The 20,535-nt window shown below is 67.1% G+C and carries 22 protein-coding genes and 1 tRNA gene; 17 read left to right on the top strand and 6 right to left on the bottom strand.

Going from position 1 to position 20,535, the window contains the following annotated elements; all coding sequences use genetic code 11:
- Together CDOO_RS07235 and CDOO_RS07230 are read right to left on the bottom strand one after the other, a co-directional pair.
- The gene (locus CDOO_RS07235; protein ID WP_018021669.1) at positions 1-657 is read right to left on the bottom strand and encodes a VTT domain-containing protein; all 657 of its coding nucleotides are present in this window, start codon (positions 655-657) and stop codon (positions 1-3) included.
- 71 nt (positions 658-728) lie between these two features.
- A tRNA-Leu gene (locus tag CDOO_RS07230) sits at positions 729-814 on the bottom strand.
- Between the two features lie 117 nt (positions 815-931).
- Here CDOO_RS07230 and CDOO_RS07225 point away from each other — a divergent pair.
- Positions 932-1,465: a YbhB/YbcL family Raf kinase inhibitor-like protein gene (locus CDOO_RS07225; protein WP_038573364.1), complete on the top strand. Its 534-nt coding sequence runs from the start codon at positions 932-934 to the stop codon at positions 1,463-1,465.
- Positions 1,465-1,821 (top strand): hypothetical protein, encoded by a 357-nt coding sequence (locus CDOO_RS07220; RefSeq protein WP_018021667.1) that lies wholly within the window; start codon positions 1,465-1,467, stop codon positions 1,819-1,821. Before CDOO_RS07225 ends, CDOO_RS07220 begins: the two co-directional genes overlap by 1 nt.
- Here the strand turns inward: CDOO_RS07220 and CDOO_RS07215 are convergent.
- Genes CDOO_RS07215 through CDOO_RS07205 form a run of 3 tightly spaced genes read right to left on the bottom strand, consistent with a single transcriptional unit; the run spans position 1,796 to position 4,677 of the window.
- Complete coding sequence (locus CDOO_RS07215) at positions 1,796-2,875, bottom strand: quinone-dependent dihydroorotate dehydrogenase (protein WP_018021666.1); 1,080 nt, start codon at positions 2,873-2,875, stop codon at positions 1,796-1,798. The genes CDOO_RS07220 and CDOO_RS07215 overlap by 26 nt on opposite strands.
- Before the next feature lie 8 nt (positions 2,876-2,883).
- Positions 2,884-3,858: a hypothetical protein gene (locus tag CDOO_RS07210; RefSeq protein ID WP_155861317.1), complete on the bottom strand. Its 975-nt coding sequence runs from the start codon at positions 3,856-3,858 to the stop codon at positions 2,884-2,886.
- A gap of 6 nt (positions 3,859-3,864) precedes the next feature.
- Positions 3,865-4,677, bottom strand: coding sequence for an aldo/keto reductase (locus tag CDOO_RS07205; protein WP_038573361.1), 813 nt, complete (start codon positions 4,675-4,677; stop codon positions 3,865-3,867).
- 31 nt (positions 4,678-4,708) lie between these two features.
- Here CDOO_RS07205 and CDOO_RS07200 point away from each other — a divergent pair, with 31 nt between their 5' ends.
- The 10 genes from CDOO_RS07200 to CDOO_RS07155 all read left to right on the top strand — a co-directional run bounded on the left by CDOO_RS07200 (position 4,709) and on the right by CDOO_RS07155 (position 14,414).
- Complete coding sequence (locus CDOO_RS07200; protein WP_018021663.1) at positions 4,709-5,590, top strand: undecaprenyl-diphosphate phosphatase; 882 nt, start codon at positions 4,709-4,711, stop codon at positions 5,588-5,590.
- Between the two features lie 34 nt (positions 5,591-5,624).
- Complete coding sequence (mshC, locus tag CDOO_RS07195; protein WP_018021662.1) at positions 5,625-6,830, top strand: cysteine--1-D-myo-inosityl 2-amino-2-deoxy-alpha-D-glucopyranoside ligase; 1,206 nt, start codon at positions 5,625-5,627, stop codon at positions 6,828-6,830.
- Between the two features lie 24 nt (positions 6,831-6,854).
- Positions 6,855-7,238: a hypothetical protein gene (locus tag CDOO_RS07190; RefSeq protein ID WP_026159309.1), complete on the top strand. Its 384-nt coding sequence runs from the start codon at positions 6,855-6,857 to the stop codon at positions 7,236-7,238.
- Positions 7,239-7,260: 22 nt separating this feature from the next.
- A complete protein-coding gene (locus CDOO_RS07185; protein WP_018021660.1) occupies positions 7,261-7,893 on the top strand; it encodes an HAD family hydrolase in 633 nt (210 codons plus the stop codon).
- 11 nt (positions 7,894-7,904) lie between these two features.
- Complete coding sequence (locus CDOO_RS07180; RefSeq protein ID WP_018021659.1) at positions 7,905-8,168, top strand: phosphoribosyl-ATP diphosphatase; 264 nt, start codon at positions 7,905-7,907, stop codon at positions 8,166-8,168.
- A gap of 13 nt (positions 8,169-8,181) precedes the next feature.
- A complete protein-coding gene (gene hisG / locus CDOO_RS07175; RefSeq protein WP_018021658.1) occupies positions 8,182-9,024 on the top strand; it encodes an ATP phosphoribosyltransferase in 843 nt (280 codons plus the stop codon).
- Positions 9,025-9,039: 15 nt separating this feature from the next.
- Positions 9,040-10,464 carry an aspartate ammonia-lyase gene (aspA, locus tag CDOO_RS07170; RefSeq protein WP_018021657.1) on the top strand — a complete coding sequence of 475 codons (1,425 nt, stop codon included), beginning with the start codon at positions 9,040-9,042 and terminating at the stop codon, positions 10,462-10,464.
- A 146-nt stretch (positions 10,465-10,610) separates the two neighbouring features.
- A complete protein-coding gene (locus CDOO_RS07165) occupies positions 10,611-11,861 on the top strand; it encodes an anaerobic C4-dicarboxylate transporter (RefSeq protein ID WP_425389151.1) in 1,251 nt (416 codons plus the stop codon).
- A 15-nt stretch (positions 11,862-11,876) separates the two neighbouring features.
- Complete coding sequence (locus CDOO_RS07160) at positions 11,877-13,535, top strand: formate--tetrahydrofolate ligase (RefSeq protein WP_018021655.1); 1,659 nt, start codon at positions 11,877-11,879, stop codon at positions 13,533-13,535.
- Between the two features lie 213 nt (positions 13,536-13,748).
- On the top strand, positions 13,749-14,414 hold the full coding sequence (locus tag CDOO_RS07155) for a lysoplasmalogenase (RefSeq protein ID WP_020384584.1): 666 nt from the start codon (positions 13,749-13,751) through the stop codon (positions 14,412-14,414).
- Positions 14,415-14,441: 27 nt separating this feature from the next.
- Here CDOO_RS07155 and CDOO_RS07150 read toward each other — a convergent pair whose 3' ends face one another.
- The gene (locus CDOO_RS07150; RefSeq protein WP_018021653.1) at positions 14,442-15,245 is read right to left on the bottom strand and encodes a RecB family exonuclease; all 804 of its coding nucleotides are present in this window, start codon (positions 15,243-15,245) and stop codon (positions 14,442-14,444) included.
- Between the two features lie 32 nt (positions 15,246-15,277).
- Between CDOO_RS07150 and CDOO_RS07145 the strand changes: the two genes are divergently transcribed.
- The 5 genes from CDOO_RS07145 to CDOO_RS07125 are packed head-to-tail and all read left to right on the top strand — an operon-like array spanning position 15,278 to position 20,535.
- On the top strand, positions 15,278-16,462 hold the full coding sequence (locus tag CDOO_RS07145; protein WP_018021652.1) for a M18 family aminopeptidase: 1,185 nt from the start codon (positions 15,278-15,280) through the stop codon (positions 16,460-16,462).
- A gap of 16 nt (positions 16,463-16,478) precedes the next feature.
- Positions 16,479-17,315 carry a tRNA (adenine-N1)-methyltransferase gene (locus tag CDOO_RS07140; protein WP_020384583.1) on the top strand — a complete coding sequence of 279 codons (837 nt, stop codon included), beginning with the start codon at positions 16,479-16,481 and terminating at the stop codon, positions 17,313-17,315.
- Between the two features lie 9 nt (positions 17,316-17,324).
- Positions 17,325-18,800, top strand: coding sequence for a proteasome ATPase (gene arc / locus CDOO_RS07135; RefSeq protein WP_018021650.1), 1,476 nt, complete (start codon positions 17,325-17,327; stop codon positions 18,798-18,800).
- 6 nt (positions 18,801-18,806) lie between these two features.
- On the top strand, positions 18,807-20,318 hold the full coding sequence (gene dop, locus CDOO_RS07130; protein WP_018021649.1) for a depupylase/deamidase Dop: 1,512 nt from the start codon (positions 18,807-18,809) through the stop codon (positions 20,316-20,318).
- Between the two features lie 40 nt (positions 20,319-20,358).
- The gene (locus CDOO_RS07125; RefSeq protein ID WP_018021648.1) at positions 20,359-20,535 is read left to right on the top strand and encodes a ubiquitin-like protein Pup; all 177 of its coding nucleotides are present in this window, start codon (positions 20,359-20,361) and stop codon (positions 20,533-20,535) included.

The raw sequence follows: 20,535 nt of genomic DNA, 5'->3' as shown, positions 1-20,535 counted from the left end.
CTACGCCTCGGGCTTGACTGGGAGGCGACTGTCGACCGCGAGTCCGATGATTCCCGCCACAGCGAGGGCGACGGTGATGGCGACAATGAGGGGGTCCGCCTCACCGGTCAGGGTGTCGCCGAAGAGCACGGTGGCGATGGTACCGGGGGCGGAGCCGAGGAAGGTGGCGGCGGCGAACGTCGAGACGCGCACGTCCGTCATCGCCGCGGCGTAGTTCATCACCGAGAACGGCACACCCGCGATCATGCGCAGGGAAATCACCGGCGCCCACCCGCGCTGCCGCAGGCGAGAGTTGATCCGGCCGATGGCCGGGTGGGTCAGTCGGGGTCGGATCCAGTCGGCCAGCAGGCCACGGACCACCACCAGCGACACCGCGGCGGAGACGGCCGTGGCCGTCAGCGCCACGAGGATGCCCGTCCCGGGCCCGAGGAGAATGCCCGACAGCAGCGTGAGGATCGTCCGGGGCACGGGAAACTGCGTGACGCCCACGTAGGCGAACCAGAAGGCCACGACGAACCACGGGCCCAGCGCGTCGGCCCAGTCCCGCAGGGTGGAGAGCGGGGGCACGTCGAACAGCGTCATCACGGCGACCCCGGCGGCCGCGAAGAGGGCCAGGAGGAGAAGACGCGTCAGTGTGGATCTGCTGGGGGATGCCACGGCGGCCTTTCTCGTCGGAGGGAGGGTGAAAGAAAAATCTCCCCCAGCCTGGTTGGCTGGGGGAGAATCTGTGCCCGAGGGGGGACTTGAACCCCCACGTCCGTTAGTAGGACACTAGCACCTCAAGCTAGCGCGTCTGCCATTCCGCCACTCGGGCTGAGTAGTTGTCTGTGCAACGTGAACTAATCTAGCCCGCGCCGGATTGATTCGACAAATCGCCAGTTCACGCCGCATTTCTGCAAACCACATCGATGGTATTTGGTAGAACTGAGACATGACCAATTACAACCAGTCCCGATTCCCCGGACCCGACCCCTACGCACCCCTCAAGGACCTGCCCACCTTCACCCTCACGTCGACGGACATCCGCGACGGCGAGCAACTGCAGGAGGATCAGCTCGCGGACAAGTCGATCTCCCCGCAGCTGTCCTGGGCGGACCTTCCGGAGGGCACCAAGTCCCTCGCCGTGACGTGCCTCGACCCCGACGCCCCCACGGGTGCCGGATTCTGGCACTGGTCGGCGTTCAACATTCCCGTCGACACCACCGAGCTGCCGTCCGGTGCGGGTTCGAAGGCGGACCTGGGCGTGGGTGCGGTCTCCCTGCGCAACGACTCCGGCGCCCCCGAGTACTACGGCGCCGCCCCGCCGGAGGGCCACGGCCCGCACCGCTACCTCTACGCCGTGCACGCCGTTGACGTGGAGAAGCTGGACATCGACGAGGATTCCCCGGCAACCGTGCTCGGATTCAACCTGTACTTCCACTCGATCGGCCGGACCATCATCTGGGGCTGGGCAGAAACCGAGTAATGCAGATCCCGCTGCCCATCCGCGCCGGCGGAGCGTTCATGGCTCTCACGCTGGTGCTCGTCATTTTCCTGGTCGTCTCGGTATTTTCCGACGGCTGGATGGCCAATTTTGAGGTCACCACCCGCACGCTGCTCATCCTCGCGTCCGCGATCATCCTCGGGGCGTTCGCCACCGTGCGTCGAGATCAGGCCGCGAGCAGGACGCAGGTGGTGGCCCTGGCGGTCGGCGTCGGCCTCGTGGCCGTGTCCATGCTCGTGCCGGCCACGACCGTGTATGTCATGCAGCAGTACTGGCTCGCGCTCTACGCGGTCGCCGCCCTGCTGTGCGCGCTTATTCTGCGTCGCTCCGCCATGTGAGACCGGAGCCCACGGCCTCGGAGATGTTCGACAGGCCGTGGGCCCGGATCTGCGCGGCGATGCCGCGGTGGATGTCCCGGATCCAACCCGGCCCGCCGTAGATCATGGGGGTGAAACCCTCCAGCAGATCCGCTCCGGCGGTGATGCGCTCCCAGGCCTGCTCGGGCGTGAAGATTCCGCCGACGCTGATGAGAGCCAGACGGCCGTCGACACGCGAGTGCAGGCGACGGAGCACCTCCAGGGAACGATCGGCGACCGGGGCGCCCGAGATGCCGCCCGCGCCGAGCGACTCGACGTCCGGGGTGCGCAGACCCGCGCGGGAGATCGTGGTGTTGGTGGCCACGATGCCGGCGAGTCCCAGCTCGACGGCGAGATCCGCCACCGCGTCGACGTCCTCGTCGGAGAGGTCCGGGGCGATCTTCACCAGCACCGGGATGCTCGCGCACTCCTGCACCGTGGTGAGGATCGGGCGAAGTAACTCCACGGCCTGCAAGTCGCGCAGGCCCGGGGTGTTGGGGGAGGAGACGTTGACGATGATGTAGTCTGCGATGTCGCTGAACAGCGTCGCGGAGGTGCGGTAGTCGGCGACGGCGTCCTCGGCCAGCTTCGTCTTGCCGATGTTGATGCCCACCACGTTGCGGTAGTTGCGCCGGCCCATGTTGCGCCGAGCCTGCGCCGCACCGAGGTTGTTGAACCCCATGCGGTTGAGCAGGGCCTTGTCCTCGGGCAGACGAAACAGCCTCGGGGCGGGGTTGCCCGGCTGGGGCGAGGCCGTGACCGTGCCCAGCTCCGCGTGGCCGAACCCCACGGCGGTCCACACGTCGGGGGCGGCGGCGTTCTTGTCGAATCCCGCCGCCAGGCCCAGCGGGCGCGGGAAGGTGACCCCGAAGAGCTCCTGGGACAGGACCGGGTCGCGGACCGGCAGCACCCGGGAGAGGACAAACCGCGCCGGAGGGACCGCCTGCGTGAGCGTGAGGGCGTTCATGATGAGCTCGTGGATGCGCTCCGGCTCGATGCGGAACATGGCTTTCAACGCCAGGTCGTAGACACCCATGGTGGGGGTTACCTCTCAGTTGGAATGATCTGCAGTCCGCGGGCTCCGCCGAGGACCAGCCCGTCGTCGGTGGCGACCATCTGCCGCACGTCGGCGATGGTGGCCACGTGAGATTCTTCCACGGGAACGCCGCCGGAGATGTCATACCCCGTGGCCGTGTTGGTCGCGGTCGACGCGACCCAGGCAAGGTGCCCGTCCCAGGCCGCGGCCCAGGGCGATTCCGGGGTCGGCGCGGTCTGCTGGAGGCGGATGACGTCGTCGAGCGTGTAGATCATGATCTGGTGGCCGATGGTGTCCGAGACCACCGCGATGCCCTCAGAGCCAGCGCCCATGCCGCCCATGCTGCCCGCGCCGAGCCCGGCTCGCAGGGTGCCGCCCTGCTCACCGTCCTGCCACCTGAGGTCCTGGACGCGGGTCTCCGAGCGGTTGAGGCGCACGACGGCGTCCTCTCGTCCCTCGCGGGGCAGGGCGAGTAGCTCATCGGTGGTGCCGGCGACGGCGAATTCCTCGGCGAGCTCGCCGTCGCGGTAGACCTGCACGTCCTCGGTGCCCTGCGGCGCGGCGATGATCTCCCCGGACGAGGTGAGCACGGCGGTCTGGGCGGGCGCGGTGAGCGAGACCGTCTCGCCACCGAGCACTCGTGCCTCCGATCCGCAGGTCAGGACGATGTTCTCGCCCGTGGCGGTGACGTCGGTGCACCCCGCCGCGTCGACGGAGTCAACGGACCCCGACCGGAACTGCGCGAGCGTGCCGGTGAGCAGCTCGTCGCCCACCCTCGCCGCCAAGGTGTCCCCGGCGCGCACCAGGTCCGTCACCTCGCCGATCTCGATGACCTCACCCTCCGGGTCCATCTCGGCGGGGGAGGCCGCGGGAGTGGCGTTGCCCATGACCTGCTCGGGGCCGTGCTCCGACGGCGACTGCTGCTGGCAGGCCGCGAGCGGGAGGGTAGAAGCGAGTACGAGGGCGGAAAGTCGACGGTTCACGCTAGGTCACCCTACCCGCGACACATCATCGAGAGCCCGATCGATCGCACGGGGAACCCGGGTGGCCGCGGCCGCCACCGCCCGGGCGACGTCCGCGGGCTCGGCGGCCTCGACCATGACGGCGTCGACTCGGCCCAGCACCCAGGCCAGGGCCACCGACGCCGGGGAGACCCCCAGGCCCTCGCCGGCGGTGTCCACGGCATCGACCACCGTGCGGGCGGTGGAACCCGTGTACGCCTGCGCCTCCGGGGAGCTGTCTCCCGTGAGCAGGCCGTGGGCGGAGGGGTTCTCGGCGATGACACCCGTGCCCAGGTGTCCGGCGGCCGGAAACAGCTCCTCCTCCGCGCCGCGCTTGAGCAGGGAGTATTCGTGGTGCACGGCGGTCATGCCCGGGGTGACGGCAAGTTGCCACCCGCGGTAGCCCCGCACCCCGGCGTAGCGCGCCCGGCCGGTCTCCACGGCCCACCGCAGCGTGTCGGCGACCTCCTCCGGGGGAGTGCGCGGGTCGAAGTGCCCGGCGCTGAGCAGGTCGACGTGCTCCAGACCCAGGCCGCGGAGCAGGTCATCCAGCTGGCCCAGCAGGGCGCGCCGCGAGCAGTCCACCCGCTGGCCGACCGGTTGGGAGGGGTCGACACCGATCTGGGCGGAGATCACCAGATCGCGCGGGTTCACGGGGGCCAGGGCCGGAGCGGAGGCAGGGGAGACGTCGAGAAGCGTTCCTCCCTCTTCGAGGAAGCGGGTGACCGCGTCGGGGTTTGTCGTCGATACGCCTATCTCCGAGACCCGGAGTCCGCTGCGGCCCACGTTTCGTTGCTTCACTTCGCCCACCCTAGTTGTAAGGTGTGGCCGCATGATCACACTCGCAAGCGCGGCGCCGGCGGCTCCCGAGGCCGCTGCAGACGCCATGACCTGGACCCAGGTCATCGTCCTCTCCATCGTCCAGGGGCTCACCGAGTTCCTCCCCGTCAGCTCCTCGGGGCACCTGCGCATCGTCTCGCAGCTCTTCTGGGGGCAGGACGCCGGCGCGTCGTTCACGGCCGTGGTCCAGCTGGGCACGGAGGCCGCGGTGCTGGTCTTTTTTGCCAAGGACATCTGGCAGATCATCGTCGGCTGGTTCCGCGGGCTGGCCAACAAGGACGAGCGCGGGCTGAACTACCGGATGGGCTGGATGGTCATCGTCGGCACCCTCCCCGTCGGCTTGGCCGGCTTCTTCCTCCAGGACCTCATCCGCGACCAGCTGCGCAACCTCTGGGTCACCGCGACCGTGCTCGTGCTGTTCTCCTTCGTCTTCATCGCCGCGGAGAAGTTCGGCAGGAAGGACCGCCCGGTGGAGGATCTGACCATGAAGGACGCCATCATCATGGGCCTGTGGCAGTGCCTCTCGCTCATCCCGGGCGTCTCCCGCTCTGGCTCGACCATCTCCGGCGGCCTGCTGCGCAACATCGACCGCGAGGTGGCCACCCGCTTCAGCTTCTTCCTGGCGATCCCGGCGGTGCTGGCCTCGGGCCTGTTCTCGCTTCCCGACGCCTTCAGCCCCGAAGCCGGCCAGGCGGCCACCGGCCCGATGCTCATCGTCGGCTCACTCATCTGCTTTGTGCTGGGTTACATCTCCATCGCCTGGCTGCTGCGTTTCGTGGCCAACCACTCCTTCGCCTGGTTCGCCGCCTACCGCATCCCGGCCGGCCTGCTGCTCATGCTCCTGCTCGCCCTGGGTGTCATCCAGCCGTACTAGTCGTACCAACTCGCGGACGTACTAGGGTGGGGCCATGCGTTCGTGGCCCATACCTGAAGTCCCCACCGTCGACGGCGAGTCCGTGCAGCTCACGCTGTACGACACTGCCGACCAGCAGATCCGCCCGGTGGAGGGGTCCGGGATGTACGTCTGCGGCATCACCCCCTACGACTCCACGCACCTGGGCCACGCCGCCACGTACGTCACATTCGACCTCATTCATCGGCTGCTTATCGACGCCGGTTCCGACGTGAATTACGTGCAGAACATCACCGACGTCGACGATCCGTTGTTCGAACGCGCCGAGCGCGACGGCGTGGACTGGCGCGATCTCGGCCAGAGCCAGATCGAACTCTTCCGCACCGACATGGAGCAGCTCTCGGTGATCCCGCCGCGCGACTACATCGGGGCGATGGAATCAGTGGACGAGGTCATCGAGATGGTGCAGACCCTGTTGGACAGAGGCGCGGCCTACATCGTCGACGACCCCGAGTTCCCCGACGTCTACGCGTCCGTGCACGCCACTTCTCATTTTGGATATGAATCCAACTACACCGGGGAGCAGATGCGCGAGGCCTTCGCCGAGCGCGGCGGCGACCCGGACCGCCCCGGCAAACGCGACCCGCTGGACGCCCTGGTGTGGAAGGCCGAACGCGACGGCGAACCAGCGTGGGACTCGCCCTTCGGCCCGGGCCGTCCGGGTTGGCACGTCGAGTGCTCGGCGATCGCCACCAACCGCCTCGGCGCGCCGTTCGCCGTCCAGGGCGGCGGCTCCGACTTGGCCTTCCCGCACCACGAGTTCTCCGCCGCGCACGCCGAGGCCGCCACCGGGGTCGAGCGCATGGCCGGGCACTACGTGCACGCGGGCATGATCGCCCTCGAGGGCACCAAGATGTCCAAGTCGCTGGGCAACCTCGTCTTCGTGCACAAACTCACCGCCGCCGGCCACGACCCCTCGGCGATCCGCCTGGGCATCTACGCCAGCCACTACCGCAGCGACCGCGACTGGTCGGACGAGGTCCTCGCCCGCGCAGAGCAGCGCCTCGCGGCGTGGCGCGCGGGAGGCGGCTCCCTGGCCGAGACGAAGGCGGCCGTGCAGGAGCTGCGCGAGTGCCTCGCGGACGACCTGGACACCATCGGCGCCCTCGAGGTCGTCGACCGCTGGGCTCAGGGTTCGGGCGAGGACGGACGTGATCTCATGCGCACCGCGCTTGACGGGCTGCTCGGCGTGCGGCTCTAGGGGTTTTCGGTGACAATGGACAACATGACCATCCGCTCGGAATATCAGCCGACCGTCGACGAATTCATCGACGACCTCACCCAGTTCGCCACCGGTTCCTACCTCGGTGAGGACGAGAAGGAGTTCTGGGAGGCGCCCTATGACGCCACGGCCCTCCCGGAACTGAAGTCCATCCTCGAGCGCCTGCTCGACGCCCTCGACGTCCTGCCGGCGGATCCGCCCGCCGAGGCGCTCACCGCCGTGGTGTCCACCTCGTACAAGGAGCTCACCGAGTTCAACCGCAGGCACGAGAACGCGGTGATCGAGCCGGAGGAGCGCGAGGAGATCGCCAAACTGGTGTACGAGGCCTCCGCCTCCACCGGCGCCGACGACGAGGCACTCGGGGAGCTGCCTGACTTTGACTACTAAGCCGGCCGCCATCTTCTGGGACATGGACGGCACGCTGGTCGATTCCGAACCCCAGTGGGGTGTGGCCACCTACGAGCTGTCCGAGCGCCTGGGCAACCGGCTGACCCCGGAGCTGCGCGAACGCACCGTCGGCGGCAGCTTCATCAACACCCTCGACATCTGCGCACGCCACGCGGGCCTCACGCTGGCGGATCTCGACGTCGACGCCGAACGCGAGCGCATGTACGCGCGGGTGAGCGAGCTCATCGCGGACATCGAACCCAACCCCGGGGTTCGATCACTTCTCGACGAACTTTCCCTGCCCATGCTGGTGACCACCAACACCGAGCGCATTCTCGCCGATCCGTGCATCGACGCCGTCGGCCGCGACTACTTCGTGGATTCCATCACCGGGGACGAGGTGCGCGATCCCAAGCCGGCGCCGGACATGTACCTCGAGGCCGCGGCCCGCGTGGGCGCGGATCCGGGAGACTGTGTCGTGTTCGAGGACTCCTGGGCGGGCATGAGCGCGGCCGCCGCCGCGGGGTGTGTCGTCCTCGGCCTGGCCCGCGCGGTGCCCGAGGGAGTGAGCTCCCTGTTTGACCTTCACGGCTCGCTGAGCCTGGAGGGGGTCACGGCAGACCACGTTGAGCAGTGGTTCGCCCGCCTGCACTAGTCTCTAGTGCTGTGAAGAACTTCGATGAGCTGTACGCAGAACTGACGGAACGCGCCGCCACCCGGCCCGAAGGGTCGTCCACCGTGGCGGCGCTGGACGCGGGTGCCCACACGATCGGCAAGAAGATCATCGAGGAGGCCGGCGAGGTGTGGATCGCCGCCGAGTACCAGTCCGGCGAGGAGCTGGCCGAGGAGATGGCGCAGCTCATGTACTGGACCCAGGTGATGATGCTCAAGCGGGGCCTGAGCCCCGACGACATCTACAAGTACCTCTAGGAGCGCACCGAACATGATCACCATCGCCGTCCCCAACAAGGGATCGCTGTCCGAGGCCGCCGTCGAGATCCTCGCCGAGGCCGGGTACAAGGGCCGCCGCGACAAGGCGCTCAACGTCATCGACGAGGCCAACGGCGTGGAGTTCTACTTCCTGCGCCCCAAGGACATCGCCATCTACGTCGCCGCCGGCCACCTCGACCTGGGCATCACCGGGCGCGACCTGGCCCGCGACTCGGGCGCGGACGTCGAGGAGGTCTACTCCCTGGGCTTCGGTTCCTCCACGTTCCGCTACGCCGCTCCGGCCGGTGAGCAATGGGACGTCGATAAGCTCGACGGCAAGCGCATCGCCACCTCCTACCCGCACCTGGTGCGGGAGGATCTGGCCTCGCGCGGGCACAGCGCCGAGGTCATCCGCCTCGACGGCGCGGTGGAGATCTCCATCAAGCTGGGTGTCGCCGACGTCATCGCCGACGTGGTGTCCACCGGCGCGACGCTGCGGCAGCAGGGCCTGGAGCCCTTCGGTGAGCCGATCGTGTCCTCGGAGGCCGTGATCATCAAACGCAGCGGCCGAGAGCTGGGGGAGGAGCACCGGGTTCTGGTCAGCCGCATCCGGGGTATCCTCACGGCGCAGAAATACCTCATGATCGCGTACAACATCTCCCGGGATGCGCTCCCGCAGGCGAGTGAGGTTACCCCCGGATTGTCGGGGCCGACGGTGTCGCCGCTGTCCAACGAAAACTGGGTTGCCGTGCAGTCTCTCGTGCCCAGGAAGGCCGCGAACGAGGTCATGGACCGGCTCTCGGCCCTCGGTGCGGAGGCGATTCTCGCCAGCGAGCTACGCATCGCGCGAATCTAGCTAATGTAGGGTGCCATGACTACTCGTACAGAAGAAGACCTCCTCGGCACCCTCGAGGTTCCGGCCGACGCGTACTACGGCATTCACACCCAGCGTGCCATCGACAATTTCCAGATCTCCCGCACCACCGTCTCGCACGTGCCCGAATTCATCCGCGGCATGGTCACGGTGAAGAAGGCTGCGGCGATGGCTAATCGACGGGTGCATGCCCTCGAAAAGGACAAAGCCGAGGCCATCATCTGGGCCTGCGACCAGATCCTCGAGCACGGTCGTTGCATGGACCAGTTCCCCATCGACGTGTTCCAGGGCGGCGCGGGCACCTCGACCAACATGAACACCAACGAGGTGCTGGCCAACCTCGCGCTCGAGCACCTGGGGTACGACAAGGGCCGCTACGACATCATCAACCCCAACGACCACGTCAACATGTCGCAGTCCACCAACGACGCGTACCCCACCGGCTTCCGCCTCGGCGTCTACGAGGCCATGCAGACGCTGATCACCTCCTTCGACGAGCTGCAGGAATCCTTCCACGTCAAGGGTGGCGAGTTCGCCGACATCCTCAAGATGGGCCGCACCCAGCTGCAGGACGCCGTCCCCATGACCCTCGGCCAGGAGTTCAACGCCTTCGCGGCGAACCTCGCTGAGGAGCAGTCCATCCTCCGCTGGAGCGCGGAGAAGCTCCTGGAGATCAACATCGGCGCCACCGCCATCGGCACGGGTGTGAACACCCCGCCCGAGTACCGGGTGACCGTGGTGGAGGCCCTGCGTTCCATCACCAAACTGGACATCACGTCCTCGACCAACCTCATCGAGGCCACCAGCGACACCGGCGCGTACGTCAACGCCCACTCCGCCGTGAAGCGCGCCGCGATGAAGATCTCCAAGACCTGCAACGACCTGCGTCTGCTGTCCTCCGGCCCGCGCGCCGGCCTCAACGAGATCAACCTGCCCGCCCGCCAGGCCGGCTCCTCGATCATGCCGGGCAAGGTCAACCCCGTCATCCCCGAGGTGGTCAACCAGGTCTGCTTCAAGGTATTCGGCAACGACCAGACCGTGTCCATGGCCGCCGAGGCCGGACAGCTCCAGCTCAACGTCATGGAGCCGGTCATCGGCGAGTCGCTGTTCCAGTCGATCCGCATCCTGCGCAACGCCGCCGACACCCTGCGCAAGTTCTGCGTCACGGGCATCACCGCCAACGAGGACGTCTGCCGCACCTACGTCGAGCGCTCCGCCGGCATCGTCACCTACCTCAACCCCTTCATCGGCCACCACAACGGCGACCTCATCGTCAAGGAGTCTCTGGCCACCGGCAAGACCCCGCGCGAGCTCGTGCTCGAGCACGGGCTTCTCGACGAAGAGACCCTCGACCGTGTGCTGAGCAAGGAAAACCTCATGCACCCGCGCTACCAGGGCAAGCTCCTCGTCGACGGCGAGTGAGCGAGTACACACGGTGTTCGCCCTGCCGTGACGGCCGGGGCGGAGCACACTTGAGGGGTACCAGTAACACCTCTTGAGTGGGAGCTTTCACCGTGATCTTCATTCACGTCCTTATCCTGCTGGGCGCCATCGTCATCGGCGCCCGCATGGGCTCCGTGGCCATCGGCGCAGCCGGCGGCCTCGGGGTCCTTCTTCTTGGTGCCACGGGAATTCCCGTCACCCAGGACGACATCCCCTTCGACGTCGTCGGCATCATCATGTGTGTCATCGTCGCCATAGCCGCCATGCAGCGGGCCGGGGGAATGGACTTCCTGGTCCACCTGGCGGAGAGGTTCCTCCGGCGCAATCCGAAACAGATCACGTTGTGGGCGCCCGTCGTCACGTATCTCATGACCGTGGCCGCTGGCACCGGGCACACCGCCTACTCCACGCTACCGGTCATCGTCGAGGTGGCCAAGGAGGGCCGCGTGCGGCCGTCGCGCCCGCTGTCGGTCGCGGTGGTGGCGTCGCAGATGGCCATTGTCGCCTCGCCGATCTCCGCGGCGGTGGTCTTCATGGCCTCGGCAGTTGAGCCGCTCGGGGTCAGCTACCTGACGCTGCTGGCCATCATGATCCCCGCCACGGCGCTGGCGATCATCCCGTCCTCGCTGGTGGCCAACCGGATGGGCAAGGAACTGGAGGATGACCCCGTCTACCGCGACCGCGTCGAGCGCGGGCTGGTCAGCCATCCGGCGGCCTCGGGTTACACCGAGCAGAAGGGCGCCAAGGCCTCGGTGGGCATCTTCCTCGCCGCCATCGCGCTCGTGGTCTTCTACGCCACCATCACCTCCGACCAGGTCGGGCTCATCGCCGAGCCGACGGTGCCGCGAAACGAGGCCATCATGGCCATCATGCTCACCACTGCTGCAGCGATCACGGCCGTGACCAGGATCCCCGCCGCGGAGATCGTCACCACGCAGGTGTTCCGCTCCGGCATGTCGGCCGCGGTGTGTGTGCTCGGCGTCGCCTGGCTGGGCACCACGTTCATCAACCACTACCTCGAGGACATCCAGGGCCTGGCCGGCGACGTGCTGGGGGCGCAGCCGTGGCTGCTCGCCGTGGTGCTCTTCTTCGCTGCCTGCCTGCTCTACTCGCAGGCGGCCACGGCCAAGGCGCTCATCCCTGCGGCCATCGCCATCGGGGTCAGCCCACTGACGGCCGTCGCGGCCTTCCCGGCGGTGTCCGCGCTGTTCGTTCTGCCCACTTACCCGACGCTGCTCGCGGCCGTGGAGATGGACGACACCGGCTCCACCCGGATCGGCAAGCTGGTCTTCGACCACCCCTTCATCATCCCCGGAGTGGTAAACATCGTGGTATCCGTTTTGCTCGCCTACCTAATCGGCTCCGTGCTCATCTAACCCTGAGGAGAAAACGTGCTTTCCGACGTCGAGATCGCCCAAGCCCACACCCCCGAGCCCATCGCCGACATCGCCCGCCGGGCGGGCGTGCCCGACGAGGCGCTCATCCCGTACGGCTCGACCAAGGCCAAGGTGGACATCACCAAGCTCGACTGGTCCGGCAAGGACGGCAAGCTCGTCCTGGTCACCGGCGTCTCGCCGACGCCGGCGGGGGAGGGCAAGTCGACCACGCTCATCGGGTTGACCGATGCGTTGACGCAGCTGGGCCAGCGTGCCGTGGTCGCGCTGCGCGAGCCCTCCCAGGGCCCGGTCATGGGCATCAAGGGCGGCGCGGCCGGTGGCGGCTACTCGCAGGTTGTGCCCATGGAGGACATCAACCTGCACTTCACCGGTGACTTCCACGCCATTGCGGCGGCCAACAACACACTTGCTGCGATCGTCGACAACCACCTGCAGCAGGGCAACACCCTGGACATCGACCCCCGTCGGATCACCTGGCAGCGCTGCCTCGACGTCAACGACCGGGCCCTACGCGGCGTGGTCACCGGCCTGGGCGGCAAGGCGCACGACGTCCCCCGCGAGACCGGCTTCACCATCACCGCGGCCTCGGAGATCATGGCCATCCTCGGCCTGGCCACCTCCCTGGAGGACCTCAAGGCCCGCCTCGGCGCCATCACCGTCGGCTACACCTATGCCGGCAAACCCGTCACGGCAGACGACCTCAACGCGGCCGGTGCCCTGACCGCCCTGATGAAGGACGCGCTCAACCCCAACCTCGTCCAGACCCTCGGCGGCTCGCCCGCGTTTGTCCACGGTGGGCCCTTCGCCAACATCGCCCACGGCTGCAACACGCTGCTGGCCACCCGCACGGCCATGAAGCTCGGCGACATCGTGCTCACCGAGGCCGGCTTCGGCTCGGATCTGGGCGCGGAGAAGTTCTTCGACGTCAAGGCCCGCTTCGGCGACCTCGACGTTGCCGGCGCCGTCGTGGTGACGACGATCCGCTCCACCAAATACAACGGCGGAGTCGCGCGTGCGGACCTGGGCACGGAAGACGTCGACGCCCTGCGCGCGGGAGTGGCCAACCTCGAACGCCACGTGGAGAACGTGCGCAAATTCGGTGTCACCCCGGTCGTGTGCGTCAACCTCTTCACCGGGGACACCGAGGCCGAGCGCGAGTTCATGCGCGACTGGGCCAGTGACTTTGGCGTCGCGCTCGCCGAGTCTGAAGTGTGGGCCAAGGGCGGCGACGGCGCCACGGAGCTGGCCGAGCTGCTGCTGGACAACTTTTCGGAGGGCACGTCGAAGCAGCTCTACTCGACTGAGGGCGGTGTCAGGGAGTCGATCGAGACCATCGCGATGGAGATCTACCGCGCCGACCGCGTCGAGTACTCCGTCAAGGCGCTCAAGGACCTCGCGGACATCGAGACAAACGGCTGGGGAGACATGCCCGTGTGCATCTCCAAGACCCAGTACTCCTTCTCGGACGACCCGGCGCAGCTCGGCGCGCCGACCGGTCACGTGCTCCACGTCCGCGAGCTGCTCCCGCGCACCGGCGCCGGGTTCATCGTCGTGCTCACGGGTGACGTCATGACCATGCCGGGGCTGCCCAAGAAGCCGTCGTCGGAGAACATCGACGTCGACGCTAACGGCAAGATCTCTGGTCTGTTCTAGGCTTCTCGACGGTCGTTTGTCCACACGAGTGGACTGTCGGATGATAGATATCCGGGCGATGTGAGGCGTCCACAGTCCACACGTGTGGACTGTCGGATGACAGGTATTAGGCGCCTCCTCGGCCTGCTTACTTGTCGAAACTTCACCCCGGCTGCCCAAGCTGAGGGCATGATGTTGGGTGACGTCACCTACTGGTACCGAAGGATCCCGCTCATGCCCGCCTTGAAGTTTCCCCGAGCCCTCTACCTGGCCGCCGCAGCCGGATCAGTCATTGCCGCCGCCGTGCCCTCGGACCGTGCGACCCGACTGGTCAAGCCCGCGCTCATGCCGTTACTGCTGGCTTCGAACCCGCAGAAGTCCGCCCTCCTCGTCGCGGGCCTGGCCGGCGGCTGGGTGGGGGACATCATCCTCATGGGGAAGGATTCCCGCAGCGCCGATCCCGGGGTCAGGGCCCGAAACCTCAAGCGGGGGAGCGCGGCATTCCTGGTCAACCAGCTGGCCTACCACGCGCTGCTGCTCCGCTCAGGGGCCCGACCGACCTGGAAAAACGCTGCCCTGCGCGCGCCCATGATCCTCGGTGGAGTGGGGCTGGCTGCCATGAAGAACCCGGCCGCGCTTCCCGCTGCCGGCGGTTACGGCTCCGCCCTGGCGCTGACCAGCATCCTCGCGCAGGATTCCAGCTCGAAAGCGGCGCTCGGCGGCAACCTCTTCGTGCTCTCTGACGCCCTGATCCTCGGTCGACTGACCCTGTTGAAGGAGGGCTCGCGTATCGACGCCCTCACCGACGCCGCCGTCATGGCCACCTACACGGCGGCGCAGTTCCTGCTCGTCGACGGTGTTACTAACTCCACCCAAAGTCGCCCGAAACCGCGTTTTTAACCGAGATTGGGTGGAGTTAGAAACGGCTTAGTCTGCCGCCGACCCCGGCCACCCCGGGTACTCGGGCGCCACGCCACCGAAAGCCGGGCAGATGGGCTGGAACGAGCACCAGTTGCAGAGCTTGCCCTTCTTCGGGCGGAAATCGCCAGACTTACCGTCGGCCTCGATCTTCGCCCACAGGTCGGCGAGGTCGCGCTCGAAGTATTCGAGTTCCTCTCGCGAGGGCGCGAGATACATGGAGTCGAGAACCTTGAGGTACATGAGACGGAGTTGGTGGGGGATGACGTCGAAAAGCCGCCAATACACCAGGGCGTAGAAGCGCATCTGGAACTGGGCTTCGGAGGAGAAGCGCGGGGAGGGCTTTTTGCCGGTCTTGTAGTCCACGACCCGGATTTCGCCGCTGGGGGCGACGTCGACGCGGTCGATGAAGCCACGCACGGGCACGCCGTTGGGCAGCACGGTGTTGACGTATTTCTCCACGGAGTCGGGGTCGAAGCCCTGGGGGTTCTCCATCTCGAAGTATCCGCGCAGCAGTGTGCGGCACTCGACCAGGAACGCCGTGAGATCGGGCGCGAGTTCCGCAATCTCCGGTTCCTTGGCCACCATCTCCTCCCACGAGGGTTTGAGCATCTTCACCGCCACCGGATAGGTGCGCTCCTCGCGCGGCAACCCGTAGATTCCCTCCAGCACCGCATGCACCAGCGTGCCCCTGACCTGCGCGACAGTTGACGGCTCGGGGATCTTGTCGATCGCCCGGAAGCGGTACTTCAGCGGGCACTGCTGGTAGTCGCTGGCGCGCGACGGGGAGAGGGCGAGGGGAGAGACAGCCATGGTTCGCACCTTAGCGTGGCAAGGTAGACGCCATGAATCAGACACAGGATCTGCTCCGTTTCGTCGCCGACTCGCCCAGCGCCTTCCACGCCGCCCGCGAGGTGGCGGGCCGGCTCGGCTACCCGATTCAGGACGAATCCGCGGAGTGGGACGCCAGCCCCGGCGGTCACACCGTCGTCCGCGGCGGCGCCGTCATCTCCTATGTCATCCCGGACAACCCCACGGGCTTCCGCATCATCGGCTCGCACACGGACTCGCCGGGATTCCTGCTCAAACCGCAGCCGGACTACGACAACCAGGGGTTTCACCAGGTCGCCGTGGAGATCTACGGCGGACCGATCCTGGAGTCCTGGTTCGACCGGGAACTCACCGTCGCCGGCAGAGTGGTGCTTATCGACGGCACTGAGCACCTTGTTGACACGGGCCCGGCACTGCGCATTCCCAACCTGGCGATCCACCTCGGCCGGGAGGACATCAACCGGCAGCTGCACGTGCAGCCGATTGCTCCGAAACCCATCATGGCCGTCGTCGCGGAGACCCTCGGCGTGGACGCCCGCGACATCGCCGGCCACGAGCTCATCACCGCCGACGCGCAGCCCGGCGCGGTGATGGGGGATCTGCTGGCCGCCGGTCGTCTGGACAACCTCAGTTCCGTGCATGCCTCGCTCACCGCGTTCCAGCGCGCGGCGGAGGATGCCGAAGAGATCATTGTCCTGGCCGCCTTCAACCACGAGGAGGTCGGCTCACAGTCGGTCCAGGGCGCGGGCGGTCCGCTGCTTGCCGACGTGCTCACCCGCACCGCCGAGGCGCTGGGGCAGGATCCGCGGCGGATGTTTGCAAATTCCTCGATGGTCTCCGCGGACGCCGCGCATTCCGTGCACCCCAACTACCCGGGCAAACATGACCCCACACACAGACCCATCATCGGCCGGGGCCCGGTGACCAAAATCAACGCCAACCAGCGTTACGCCTCCGACGCCCGCACGGTGGCGATGTGGGAACGCGCCTGCGCCGGGATCCCGCACCAGAGTTTTGTGTCCAACAACGCCTCGCCCTGTGGTTCGACCATCGGGCCGATCTCCGCCACCCGCCTGGGCATTCCCACTGTCGATGTCGGCGTGCCATTGCTCTCCATGCACTCCGCCCGCGAGCTGGTCGGGGTGAAGGATCAGATGTGGTTCGCCGATGCCCTTGAGGCATACTTGGTCGGTCAATAGATTTACAAGGAGCCCCATGCCATATTCCGGACCGTTTCAGCCCGGCGACAAGGTGCAGTTGACTGACCCGAAGCGTCGTCACTTCACCATCACGCTCGTGCCCGGCGCGAACTTCCACACCCACAAGGGCATGGTCGCCCACGACGACATCATCGGTGCGGACGAGGGCAGCATCGCCACCTCGACCCTGGGCACGGACTTTCTCCTGTTCCGCCACCTCATGGTCGATCACGTGCTGTCCATGCCGCGTGGCGCCGCGGTGATCTACCCCAAGGACTCCGCGCAGATCCTCGTCGAGGGCGACATCTTCGCCGGAGCCCGCGTGCTCGAGGCCGGCGCCGGCTCGGGTGCGCTGTCCATGACCCTGCTGCGTGCCGTGGGGGAGAAGGGCCATGTCTTCTCCTACGAGATCCGCGAGGACCACCTCAACTTCGCCGTCGACAACGTCACCGAGTACTTCGGCGAGAAGCCCGAGCACTGGACTCCGCGTCTGGGCGACTTCGGCGAGATCACCCAGGAGGATCTCGGCGGTCCCGTGGACCGGGTCATCCTCGACATGGTGGAGCCCTGGCACTTTCTCGACACAGTCAAGGACGTGCTCATCCCGGGCGGTGTGTTCATGACGTACGTGGCCACCGTCCCGCAGCTGATGAACATCATGGAGGGCATCCGCGAGACGAAGTCCTTCATCGAACCCCGCGCGTGGGAGACGCTTCTGCGCGAGTGGAAGGTCGAGGGCCTGGCCACCCGCCCCGAGCACCGGATGAACGCGCACACCGCGTTCCTGGTGTGGACCCGCCGGCTTGCCGACGGAGTGGAACCCCCGCGTCCGCAGCGAAAGGCCCGGCGCTAGTCTTAGGGTATGACTACTGAGGCTGACCTCACTCGCGAAATCAGGGCGCTGAAGGCGCGCAACGCCAAGATGGCGGAGATGCTCAAGGCCTCGCGCGACAAGCTCACCGACCTCAACGCGCAGCTGGAATCCATCGCGGAACCGGCGTCGACCTACGGCATCTTCCTGGGTCATTCCGGGCATTCCGGTCACCACGGCGAGGTGTTCACCTCCGGGCGGCGCATGCGGGTGAAGATCACCCCCTACATCGAGGAGATCCGGGTCGGCGCGCTCGTGCGCCTCGGCGAGGGCGCCGTCATCGTCGAGGACTGTGGCTTCGAGGACTCCGGTTCCATCGCGACCCTCGTGGAGAAGATCGAGCGGGTCCGTGCCGTGGTCGCTGACCCGCAGGGCAACGAGTCGGTTGTGCACCTGGCACAGCCGCTTATCGACGCCGCCCGTGCCGGCGATACTGTGCTCATCGACGCGAAGGCCGGCGTGGCTTTCGAGAAGATCGACAAGACCGAGGTCATGCAGCTTGCGTTGGAGGAGGTCCCCGACGTGACCTTCGCCGACATCGGCGGCCTGGAGCGCCAGATCGAGCAGATCCGCGACTCCGTGGAGCTGCCCTTCGCCCAGCCCGAGCTCTTCCGCACCTACCGGCTCGCCCCGCCGAAGGGTGTGCTGCTCTACGGCCCTCCCGGCTGCGGCAAGACGATGATCGCCAAGGCCATCGCCAACTCACTCGGCGACGAAGGCTCGTTCTTCCTCAACGTCAAGGGCCCGGAGCTGTTGAACAAGTACGTCGGCGAGACCGAGCGGCGCATCCGCATGATCTTCGAGCGTGCCCGCGAGCTGGCCTACGACGGCAAGCCGGTGATCATCTTCTTCGACGAGATGGAGTCGCTCTTCCGCACCCGCGGTTCGGGTGTGAGCTCGGACATGGAGACCACCATCGTCCCGCAGCTGCTCACCGAGATGGACGGCGTGGAGGGCCTGCGCAACGTCATCATCATCGGCGCCACCAACCGCGAGGAACTCATCGACCCGGCCATCTTGCGCCCCGGCCGCCTGGACATCAAGGTGCGTGTCGACCGCCCCGACCGCGACGACGCCCGCGACATCCTGGCGCGTTATCTCACGGACGATGTGCCGCATGTGGGTGCCATCGGGGATCTGGTGGACACAGGCGTCGACAAGCTCTTTTCGGAGCGGCCCTACGTGGAACTCACGCTCATCGACGGCAGCACCGAGACTCTCGGGTATTGCGACTTTGTCTCCGGCGCGATGATCGCCAACATCGTCGACCGCGCGAAGAAGGCCGCCATCAAGGACCATCTGTCCGGGGTCAACGAGCAGGGCGTGACGGCCGAGCACATGGCCGCGGCCGTGACCGCGGAGCAGAACGAGAGCGAGGACCTGCCCAACACCGCCACGCCCGACGAGTGGGCGCGCATCGCCGGGCGGCACGGCCTGCGGGTGGTGTCGGCGCGCGTATTAGGCTGATCCACCATGACGCGTTACATGGGCACCGAGACCGAGTACGGCATTTCCACCCCGTCGCAGCAGGAGGCGAGCCCGATCGTCACCTCCACGCACGCGGTGGTGTCCTACGCCGCGATGCGCACCGGGGCGCGCTCGCGCTGGGACTACGAGGACGAGCGCCCGCTGTCCGACGCTCGGGGCTTTGACCTGCGGCGTTACCGCACAGTCCCCGTGGTGGACTCGGACGCGGTGGGCATCGCCAACGTCATGACCGCCAACGGCGCCCGCTACTACGTCGACCACGCGCACCCCGAATACTCCAGCCCGGAGGTGTCCAACGCCTGGGACGCGATGATCTACGACGCCGCCGGCGACCTGGTCCTGCGCCAGTCCATCGCGGACATCCAGCGGCTCTCCGACCAGGGCATCTCCCTGCTGAAGAACCACGATCCCTGCCCGCCGCTGAAGATCTACAAGAACAACGTCGACGGCAAGGGCGCCTCCTACGGCTCGCACGAGAACTACCAGTACTCCCGGCACACGGACTTCGACGCCGTGGTCGCGGGCCTCATCCCCTTCTTCGTCGCCCGCCAGGTCATCATCGGCGCCGGACGTCTCGGAATCGGCGAGGCGGGGGAGGAGGACGGCTTCCAGATCACCCAGCGTGCCGACTACTTCTTCCAGGAGATCTCGCTGGAGACGACGCTCAACCGCGGCATCGTCAACACCCGCGACGAGCCGCACGCCGACGCCAACGAGTTCCGCCGCCTGCACACCATCGTCGGCGACGCGAACATGTCGCAGTACGCGAACTTCCTCAAGCTCGGCATGACCAAGCTCGTGCTCGACGCCATCGAGGCCGGAGTGGACTTCTCCGACCTGCGGCTGAAGGATCCGGTGGCGGAGCTCAAGCACATCTCCCACGATCTCACGCTTACCCATGAGACGACGCTTATCGACGCCCGTTCGCTCACCGCCCTGGGCATCCTGGCCGAGTACCGCGCCCGGGTCACGCCCGAGGACGAGGTGGACGAGAAGGTCCTGGAGCTGTGGGACGAAATCGCGGCCGACCTCGCCCGAGACCCGCTGAGCACCGCCGACCGCCTCGACTGGACCGCCAAGTACTCGCTGATCAAGGGCTATCTCGACCGCGGCGTGCCCATCGGGGACGCGAAGCTCAAACTCATCGACCTGCAGTACACCGACATCGACCCGGCGAAGTCGCTCTATCACGCGCTGGTGCGCAAGGGTCGGATGAAGACACTGGTCGGCGACGACATCATCGCCGCCGCGGTGGAGAATCCGCCGAAGGATTCCCGAGCGTACTTCCGCGGGCGAATCACGCAGAAGTTCCCCGAGCACATCAAGTCCGCGTCCTGGCAGATCGTCGAGCTGGAGTATGACGGCGTGACCGTGCGTTACGCCACCCCGCAGGTGGATGCGCTCACCGAAGCGGAGGTGGGTGCGGCCATCGACGCCGCGGAGAATCCGGCCGATCTCGTGGCCCGCCTGCGCACTGCGGGCATCCATCCGTCGTAGGATTACCTAAGAAAGTTCGCGAAGGTTAAGGAGAACACGCATGGCTCAGCAGCAGATCCATTCCGGAGGCAACGGCGGAGACGACGCGGAGGACGCCGTCGACCAGGGCCAGGTGCAGATCCAGGGCGCGGACGATCTCCTCGACGAGATCGATGGCCTGCTGGAGACCAACGCCGAGGAGTTTGTCCGCTCCTACGTGCAAAAGGGCGGCCAGTGA

It is taken from the genome of Corynebacterium doosanense CAU 212 = DSM 45436, from assembly GCF_000767055.1.
GTDB classification, from domain to species: Bacteria; Actinomycetota; Actinomycetes; order Mycobacteriales; family Mycobacteriaceae; genus Corynebacterium; species Corynebacterium doosanense.
The sequence above is the reverse complement of the archived record's forward strand: the minus strand, read 5'-3'. Positions and strand labels throughout refer to the sequence as shown.

Coding starts and splice junctions, on each gene's coding strand:
- CDOO_RS07155 (WP_020384584.1), top strand. CDS start 13,749: ATGCCCGCCTTGAAGTTTCCCCGAGCCCTCTACCTGGCCGCCGCAGCC.
- dop (WP_018021649.1), top strand. CDS start 18,807: ATGACGCGTTACATGGGCACCGAGACCGAGTACGGCATTTCCACCCCG.
- hisG (WP_018021658.1), top strand. CDS start 8,182: ATGATCACCATCGCCGTCCCCAACAAGGGATCGCTGTCCGAGGCCGCC.
- arc (WP_018021650.1), top strand. CDS start 17,325: ATGACTACTGAGGCTGACCTCACTCGCGAAATCAGGGCGCTGAAGGCG.
- CDOO_RS07165 (WP_425389151.1), top strand. CDS start 10,611: ATGGGCTCCGTGGCCATCGGCGCAGCCGGCGGCCTCGGGGTCCTTCTT.
- CDOO_RS07190 (WP_026159309.1), top strand. CDS start 6,855: ATGACCATCCGCTCGGAATATCAGCCGACCGTCGACGAATTCATCGAC.
- CDOO_RS07215 (WP_018021666.1), bottom strand. CDS start 2,875: ATGGGTGTCTACGACCTGGCGTTGAAAGCCATGTTCCGCATCGAGCCG.
- CDOO_RS07200 (WP_018021663.1), top strand. CDS start 4,709: ATGATCACACTCGCAAGCGCGGCGCCGGCGGCTCCCGAGGCCGCTGCA.
- CDOO_RS07220 (WP_018021667.1), top strand. CDS start 1,465: ATGCAGATCCCGCTGCCCATCCGCGCCGGCGGAGCGTTCATGGCTCTC.
- CDOO_RS07150 (WP_018021653.1), bottom strand. CDS start 15,245: ATGGCTGTCTCTCCCCTCGCCCTCTCCCCGTCGCGCGCCAGCGACTAC.
- CDOO_RS07125 (WP_018021648.1), top strand. CDS start 20,359: ATGGCTCAGCAGCAGATCCATTCCGGAGGCAACGGCGGAGACGACGCG.
- CDOO_RS07145 (WP_018021652.1), top strand. CDS start 15,278: ATGAATCAGACACAGGATCTGCTCCGTTTCGTCGCCGACTCGCCCAGC.
- aspA (WP_018021657.1), top strand. CDS start 9,040: ATGACTACTCGTACAGAAGAAGACCTCCTCGGCACCCTCGAGGTTCCG.
- CDOO_RS07140 (WP_020384583.1), top strand. CDS start 16,479: ATGCCATATTCCGGACCGTTTCAGCCCGGCGACAAGGTGCAGTTGACT.
- CDOO_RS07225 (WP_038573364.1), top strand. CDS start 932: ATGACCAATTACAACCAGTCCCGATTCCCCGGACCCGACCCCTACGCA.
- CDOO_RS07185 (WP_018021660.1), top strand. CDS start 7,261: ATGGACGGCACGCTGGTCGATTCCGAACCCCAGTGGGGTGTGGCCACC.
- mshC (WP_018021662.1), top strand. CDS start 5,625: ATGCGTTCGTGGCCCATACCTGAAGTCCCCACCGTCGACGGCGAGTCC.